Below are 5,111 nucleotides of genomic sequence, written 5' to 3'. Positions count from 1 at the left end.
CATGGCGGCGCTCGACCTGGGGCTTGACGTCGTCAAGCTGTTCCCCGCGTCCGTCGTCGGCCCGATCTCATCCCATCCGACCGAACTCATCGGGGGCGGTGTGCCTCAGGTCCCAGCAGAGGGATCAGCGCTTAGGTTGCTACCGTGCAGATCGAGTTCACGGCTCCCCTGTGGCAGTGGCAGGTACGTACCGATTCCTGGTGGTTCGTCACCGTGCCGCCCGAGCACTCCGACGAGCTGGCCGACCTCCCGCTGCCCCCGCGCGGGTTCGGCTCGATCCGGGTGCGCGTGACGGTCGGGAGCACCACCTGGACCACCTCCGTCTTCCCCAGCGACCGCGACGGCGGCTACGTGCTGCCCATGAAGAAGAAGGTGCGGCAGGCCGAGGACCTGACCCCGGAACGGCCGGTGACAGTGGTCCTGGAGACCATCGACGTCTGAGCAGCTCTCCGGGTCACCTCAGGACTTCGAGCGCGCCCTGCGCGGCGATCGCCTCGAGCACCTCTGGCTGGGTCGTGTTCTCGCCGAGGCGGTTCTTCTTGCCCTCGCCGTGGAAGTCGCTCGACCCCGTGACCAGCAGGTCCAGCGACTCGGCGACATCGCGCAGACGTCGGCGCCGGCCCGGGGTGTGGTCGCGGTGGTCGACCTCAAGACCCGCGAGACCGGCCGCGGCGAGCTCCTCGATGGTCGAGTCGGGCACCACCCGACCCCGCGCGTCGGCCCCAGGATGCGCGAAGACCGGCACGCCGCCGGCGGCGCGGATCGCCCGGACGGCGGCGACGGCGTCGGGCGCGTAGTGGCCCACGTAGTACCGGGTGCCGGGACGGAGCATCGTGGCGAACGCCTCGTCGCGGTCGGGTACGACCCCTGCCGCCACCAGCGCGTCCGCGATGTGCGGGCGGCCGATCGTGGTCCCGGACCTCGTCTGGGCGAGCAGGTCCTCCCACGTGATCGGGTAGTCCTCACCGAGCAGGTCCACCATGCGCCGGGCCCTGGACGTCCGGTCGTCGCGCGTGCGGTCGGTCTCGGCCAGCAGGTCGGGATGCGTCGGATCGTGCAGGTACGCGAGCAGGTGCACGCCCGTACCCCAGCCGGGGGTGCGCGCGAGCGCCGAGATCTCGGCGCCGCGCACCAGGCCGATCCGGTGCCGGCCGGCCGACTCGGCGGCCTCCGGCCAGCCCGACGTCGTGTCGTGGTCGGTGATGGCCAGCGTGGTGACGCCGGCCAGTGCCGCGACCTCCACCAGGCGCGCTGGCGAGTCGGTGCCGTCTGACGCGGTGGAGTGCGTATGGAGGTCGATCACCCCACCAGAGTAGAGATCCCCCGGCCCTGCCGCGGCCACAGCAAGCCCACACAGCACGTTCACGGGCTGTTCCGCCGCCGTCCGCCGCCTGCCCAAGCCGATAATGCATCATCGAAGGGATGAAGAGCAGCAACCAGAGCCCACAGGTCGCCAGCACGAGCGTCGTCTTCGTGCACGGTGTGCGCAGCTCCGGCGCGATCTGGGAGAACCAGCTCGCCCACGTGCGCGCCGCCGGCCACGAGGCCGTCGCCGTGGACCTGCCCGCACACGGCGACCGCCGTCACGATCGGTTCAGCATGGACGGCGCCTTCGAGACGCTGGACGAAGCCGTCGCCGCTCTCCCGTCCGGACCGGTCGCACTGGTCGGGCTTTCCCTCGGCGGCTACACGTCGCTCGCCTGGGCTGCCCGTCCCGACACCACCGACCGCCTGGTGGGCGTGCTCGCGGCAGGCTGCACCTCTGACCCGAGGGGCAAGCCCCTCCGCCTGTACCGGGACGTCGCGAAGAGCGTGGCGAACGCCGCCTACTTCACGCGCCGCGTGACCGGCCGGGTGGTGCACCCGAGGGAGCACCGCGCGCGCCTCTCGGTGCCGTCGCTCCGCCCGGTCCGCAGCGCGCCTGGTGGCGCCGACCTGCGACAGGTCGAGATCGCGCCGCAGCAGACCGCCGAGACGTACCGTCCCGCCTGGGACGTCGTCACGGACGCGCTCACCCACCTGGCCGGACGCTCGTCGATCGCCAACGTGCGCGCGGCTCAGGTCCCCCTCTGGTTCGTCAACGGCGCCCGCGACGCCATGCGGATCGAGGAGCAGCGGCACCTCGCAGCGGCCCGGGACGGATCGCTCGTGGTCATCCCCGGGGCGGGCCACGACGTCAACATGGAGGCCCCCTCGACCTTCAACCGCGTGCTCACCAGAGCGCTTGCGGACTTCACCCGGCGTGCGTGAAACACTGGGCGCATGAGCGAGCCCACCACCACTTCGCAGCCTGACGAGCAGGGAACCGCGGACCGCGGTTCCAACCGTTCGCACCGCCCCGCCTCCACCGCGTTCAAGAACTTCGTGATGTCGCAGTGGGCCCCGCGCGCCGAGCTGGGCCTGACGGCGTCGGTCGCCGCGCCGTACACGGTCGCGCGGCGCGCCGCGCTCTCCGAGCGTCTGCCCGGTGTTCGCCTCGTGATCCCGGCGGGCTCGCTCAAGACCCGCTCCAACGACACCGACTACCGGTTCCGGCCGCACTCGGCGTTCGCACACCTCACGGGCCTGGGCACCGACCGCGAGCCGGACGCCGTGCTGGTGCTGCACCCCGTCGAGGACGGCGCGGGCGACCGCGGTCCGGACGGCGCCGCCAGCGGCCACCACGCCGTGCTGTACGTGCGCCCCCTCGCGCCGCGCGACAACGAGGAGTTCTACGCCGACGCCCGCTACGGCGAGTTCTGGGTCGGCGCCCGCCCGTCACTGGCCGACGTCGAGGCCCTCACCGGCATCGAGGCCCGCCACATCGACGAGCTGGGCGACGCCCTGGCCAAGGACGTGGGCGACGGCGGCGTGCACCTCCTCGTGGTGACCGGCGCTGACGACGCCGTCGAGGCGCTCGTCGAGGAGCTGCGCCTGGAGGCCGGCGAGGACGAGGACGCGCTGACCGACGAGAAGCTCGTCGAGGCGACCTCCGAGCTGCGCCTGGTCAAGGACGAGTACGAGATCGAGCAGATGCGCGAGGCCGTGGCCCGCACGATCGAGGGCTTCGAGGCCGTCGTCCGCGCGCTGCCCGCCGCGAAGGAGCACCGCCGCGGCGAGCGCGTCGTGGAGACCACCTTCGACGGGCACGCACGCCTCGAGGGCAACGCGGTCGGCTACGAGACCATCGCGGCCTCGGGCGAGCACGCCACGACCCTGCACTGGATCAGGAACGACGGCGAGATCCACGCCGGCGACGTCCTCCTGCTCGACGGCGGCGTCGAGGTCGACTCGCTCTACACCGCCGACGTGACGCGCTCCCTGCCTGTCGACGGCGAGTACAGCGACGTGCAGCGCAAGATCTACCAGGCGGTGCTCGACGCGGCCGACGCCGCGTTCGCCGTCTCCAGGCCCGGCGCCAAGTTCCGTGACGTCCACGCGGCGGCCATGGAGGTCATCGCGGCCCGCCTCGAGGAATGGGGCTTCCTGCCCGACGGCATCACCGCCGCCGACGCCCTGGCGGACGACGGTCAGCAGCACCGCCGCTGGATGGTGCACGGCACCTCGCACCACCTGGGCCTCGACGTCCACGACTGCGCCCAGGCCCGTCGCGAGATGTACCTCGACGGCGTCCTGGAGCCGGGCATGGTGTTCACCATCGAGCCCGGTCTCTACTTCAAGGCCGACGACCTGGCCGTGCCCGAGGAGTTCCGCGGCATCGGCGTGCGCATCGAGGACGACGTGCTGATCACCGCGGACGGCAACGAGAACCTCTCGGCGGCGCTCCCCCGCCGCCCGGAGGACATCGAGTCCTGGATGGCGTCCCTCCGCTGAACATGGACCTCACCTGAATGAGTTCGGTCGGATGCGATGAGATCGGTCGGTTGATTGACCGATCTCATCCCATCCGACCGAACTCATTGGCGCGACAGGTCAGGTTGGGGGGAGGCGCGGGTCTCTTCCGGCCGCCGCAGTGATCTGCGGGGGCAGGTACTGGGCGAACCTGGCGATCATCGCCGCGACGTCGCTCTTGTCAGAGGCGCTGGCCCGCTCGAGGGTGACACCGGCCCTGCGGATGGCGTCGGCACGGTGCTTCTCGTTCATGTACTCCCGAGCAGGGTCGTGACCGGGGCGAACGCCGTCGGGCCGATACTTGACCCGGCCGTCGAACTCGATGCCGAGCGCCCACTGCTCGTACCCGAGGTCGGTGTGAAAGGTCCCGACGTCGGTCCGGACCGGCATCTGGGTGGTCGGTCGAGGCAGGCCCGCCCGCAGAAGCTCGTAGCGGACCCACGTCTCCCAGGCCGACTGGGCGCCCGCCTCGGCCAGCTCGATCACCAGCCGCGCTCGCTGCTTGCCCCGGTGTCCGGCCTGGGCATCCAGGATCTCGAACAGGACCGAGCGATCGACGCCGAGCGCCAGCGCGCAGTCAGCGATGACGAGCGCCTCCAGCGGGTGCATCGTGCGCGCGCAGTCGACGACGGTGCGGGCGAGGGACGTGACCGGCAGCCCCGCCGCGACGTCGATCTCCTCGGGCGTCAGGGTCCAGGAGTGTCGCGAGACGTCGCCCGACGCATGACCCGAAGCGCGATAGTGCTGGTAGAGGTGCGTGTTCTTCGGCGTGGTCCAGACAAGGCACCCGTGGAGCAGCGCCGCCGTCGTGTGGCTGAACACGTGCTCGGCCCTGAGCTGGACGTGGAGAGCAGCAGCACGGGCAAGGGCCTTCAAGCGCTCTTCGCGCGGGGCGCTGGACCGTCCGCCGACCCGGAGATCACCGGGTGCGCAGTAGGCGCCACGGCGGACGCGGAGAACGTCGCCGGCGCGAGCGCCGGCGGACAGCTTGTTGCGGCTCTGCTCGAGCGCGAGTGCGACGTGGGGGATGTCTACCTGGACCATGCACCGACGGTGCCTGACCAGCGGCGTGCGTGTGCCCCACACCGCGGGACCTGTGCACGAGGGCGGATCCACAGGGGTTGTGGTCGCGCTCGGACCACTGGGACGCCGCCGTGCGGGTCTGCTGGCGACACGACCTCCTTGGCGCCGGACCCCCTCCACGGGAGGTGATGCGCTCCGCGGGAGATGACTTCGGTCCGATGGGATGAGTTCGGTCGGTTGACTGACCGAACTCATTC

5 protein-coding genes are annotated in these 5,111 nt (G+C 71.4%); 3 read left to right on the top strand and 2 right to left on the bottom strand.

Going from position 1 to position 5,111, the window contains the following annotated elements; genetic code table 11:
* The first annotated feature begins 144 nt into the window (after positions 1-144).
* Positions 145-441, top strand: a complete 297-nt coding sequence (locus AB0F40_RS27175) for a DUF1905 domain-containing protein (RefSeq protein ID WP_357475385.1) — start codon at positions 145-147, stop codon at positions 439-441.
* A 13-nt stretch (positions 442-454) separates the two neighbouring features.
* Here the strand turns inward: AB0F40_RS27175 and AB0F40_RS27170 are convergent, their stop codons facing one another.
* Positions 455-1,303, bottom strand: a complete 849-nt coding sequence (locus tag AB0F40_RS27170) for a PHP domain-containing protein (protein WP_357475383.1) — start codon at positions 1,301-1,303, stop codon at positions 455-457.
* A gap of 119 nt (positions 1,304-1,422) precedes the next feature.
* Between AB0F40_RS27170 and AB0F40_RS27165 the strand changes: the two genes are divergently transcribed.
* On the top strand, positions 1,423-2,250 hold the full coding sequence (locus AB0F40_RS27165; RefSeq protein ID WP_357475381.1) for an alpha/beta hydrolase: 828 nt from the start codon (positions 1,423-1,425) through the stop codon (positions 2,248-2,250).
* 12 nt (positions 2,251-2,262) lie between these two features.
* Entirely contained in the window at positions 2,263-3,813 is a 1,551-nt protein-coding gene (locus AB0F40_RS27160; RefSeq protein WP_357475379.1) for an aminopeptidase P family protein, read from the top strand.
* Between the two features lie 99 nt (positions 3,814-3,912).
* Here AB0F40_RS27160 and AB0F40_RS27155 read toward each other — a convergent pair whose 3' ends face one another.
* Complete coding sequence (locus tag AB0F40_RS27155) at positions 3,913-4,875, bottom strand: hypothetical protein (protein WP_357475377.1); 963 nt, start codon at positions 4,873-4,875, stop codon at positions 3,913-3,915.
* Positions 4,876-5,111 lie beyond the last annotated feature (236 nt).

It is taken from the genome of Promicromonospora sp. NPDC023987, from assembly GCF_040639055.1.
Classification (GTDB): Bacteria; Actinomycetota; Actinomycetes; order Actinomycetales; family Cellulomonadaceae; genus Promicromonospora.
The sequence above is the reverse complement of the archived record's forward strand: the minus strand, read 5'-3'. Positions and strand labels throughout refer to the sequence as shown.